At 66.7% G+C, this 2515-nt stretch carries 2 protein-coding genes; both read right to left on the bottom strand.

From position 1 onward, the window contains the following. The coding region (locus HOQ08_RS05565) for a serine hydrolase domain-containing protein (protein ID WP_291192385.1) at positions 1 to 928 on the bottom strand (928 nt) is incomplete at its 3' end. Between the two features lie 37 nt (positions 929 to 965). After that, the coding region (locus tag HOQ08_RS05560; RefSeq protein WP_291192384.1) for a TonB-dependent receptor at positions 966 to 2515 on the bottom strand (1550 nt) is incomplete at its 5' end.

Below are 2515 nucleotides of genomic sequence, written 5' to 3'. Positions count from 1 at the left end.
GGGCGGTGGCCGGCTGCAGCATCTGCGCGTTGCCGTAGCGGCCGTCCTGCAACTGGGCAATCATGAATTTCGCCATGTCGGTTGCCGTGGCGCTCATCGCGCCGGCCGGCGCGGGATCGACCAGCTCGAACGGCTGCGGCTTGCCGTCGGAGGCGCGCAGGTAGCCCTGGGACATCGTTGGCGCCAGCGCGGGCGGAAGCGGCTGCTCGAAGGTGGAATGCTCCATCCCCAGCGGCTGGAGGATGTGCCGTTCGATGTACTGCGCATACGGCTCGCCCGCCACGCGCTGCACGATGTAGCCGGCCAGGCCGCAGCCATAGTTGGAATAAGCCACCAGCTCGCCCGGCGGAAAGATGCGGCTGGGCAGGCGCTGCTTGAGGTAACGCTGCAGATCCACTTCGTCGGGCGTGGCCGGCATCAGGCCGCGGGCCCCGTCCTCGAAGCCCGGCGTATGCGTCATCAACTGGCGCAGGGTGATCGGCTTGCCGTGCCAGTCCGGGATGTGGAAGTCGAGGTAGGCGTTGACGTCGCGGTCGAGGTCCAGCTTCCCTTGTTCGACCAGTTGCATCACCGCAGTCCAGGTAAAAAGCTTGGACGTGGAGCCGGGGCGGAACAGCGTGCGCTCGGCCGATACCGGTATGCGCCTGTCCAGATCGGCATAGCCGTAGCCGCGGGCGAACAGCACCTGACCGTCCTTGACCACCGTCACCACGCCGCCGGCGATGTCGTTGCGCCGCAGGGCATAGGGCATCAGGCCGTCGAAGAACGAGCCCAGGTCCTGCGCGGTCAGCGACACAGTCGCGGATGGCTGGACCATGCCAACCGCCGGCGTACCGGCGGTTGGCGTGGGGACGGCCTGCTGCGCCATCGCCCCGCCCAGGCCGACGCTGGCGACGAACGCGGCCAGGCCTTTCAATGCTCGGTTCATGCGCGGATTCCCGTGATGCGCGGTTGAAAGGCCCGACTCAGAGATCCACGCCGACGGACAAACCGATCGTACGCGGCGCCTGCACCGTGGCGTTGTACGGACTGCCGACGGGGTTGATCGTTTCGGGCCACACCGAGGTGATGCCGTGGCGGTTGGCAAGGTTCTTGGCGTAGACCTTGAACGTCCAGGCGCCCACGTTCATGCCTGCGTACAGGTTGATGTTGTTGTAGGCGGGCAGGTAGACGCGCGGCGCGGGAATCTGGTTGAACTCCGCGGCGCGCCGGCCGACGTAGCTGAAGTTGCCGCCCAGGAAGCCGGACCAGCTGCCTACGGGGAAGCTGTAGTCGGCCCCCAGGTTGGCGTTCCACTTGGGCACGTAGGGCAGGGGATCGCCCTTGAGGCCGTAGACGCTGCCGGCCGGATTGTCCTCGGCAAGTTTTGCATCGGTGTAGGAGACGTTCGACCACACCGTGAAGCCGCTCACCGGGTGATAGCGCCAGCTCGCCTCCAGGCCCTGGCTGGTCGCCTTGCCGCCGTTGCCGAGGAAGCCGATGCCGTTCACGACCGAGGTCAGCTGCACCTTCGACCAGTCGATGTAGAACGCATCGACGTCCACGCTCATGCGCCCGTCGAGCATCATCGACTTCAGGCCCAGCTCGTAGTTGACCAGCTTGTCCGGCTCGAAGGTCAGCGGTGCGCCCATGCCGGGCTGGACGCCGACGTTGGCGCCACCCGGGCGGAAGCCGGAGGCCACGCGCAGGTAGCCCATCACGTTGTCGTTGAACTTGTAGCTGGGGTTGAACAGGTAGGTAACCGGGTGGTCGGTGCTGCGCGAGGTGAAGTTGGTGTTGCCGATCAGCAGGCCCGTACTGGTCTGCGAATAGGTGGTGCGGTCGTCGCTGTAGCGGGCGCCGACGAGCACGCTGAGGCGGTCGGTGGCGTGCCAGGTCAGGTCGCCGTAGCCGGCCCATTCGGTGAACAGCGCCGGCCCTACCGAGACGTGCGCGATGGTGGGCAGCGCGATGGCTGCGCCGGTGCTGGCGTCGAAGGTGGCCATGTCCTGCTGGTCCACGGTGCGCTCGTGGGTGAAGAACAAGCCGGTGCGCCACTCCCAGGTCTGGTCCTTGGGCGACTGCAGGCGCACTTCCTGCGTGGCCTTGTTCAGCGAGATCGGCTGCACTTCCGAATAGCCGCCGTTGGACAGGCCGAAGAGCGGGTTGAGCAGCGGCCCGTACAAGGCCGTGTTGTCGATGTTCTCGTTGAGGCGCAGCGTGCCGTAGCTGCTGGTGGAAACCAGCGTGGCCCAGTCGAAGTCGGCGCTGACCGAGAGGTCATAGAGGCGGTATTTCACCTTGAACAGGCCGGTGCCGGCGGCGCGCGACTGCTCGTCCCAGCCATAGACCGGGCGCAGCGTGGCTGGATCGATGTCGACGCCGCCGTTGGCCAGGCCGTCGCTGCCCAGGTTCTGCGCAAGCGCGGAGAAGCGCACCGAAACCTTGCCGTTAGGGGTCCACATCAGTTGCGCGCGGCCGCCGCGCCCCTTGGCCTCGTTCACCTCGGACAGACCGGTGGAGACGTTCTCGATGT

This window comes from Frateuria sp. (assembly GCF_013362045.1).
Taxonomy (GTDB): domain Bacteria; phylum Pseudomonadota; class Gammaproteobacteria; order Xanthomonadales; family Rhodanobacteraceae; genus Frateuria_A.
Note: the sequence above shows the minus strand (reverse complement) of the source record. Positions and strands in the feature narration are given on the sequence as shown.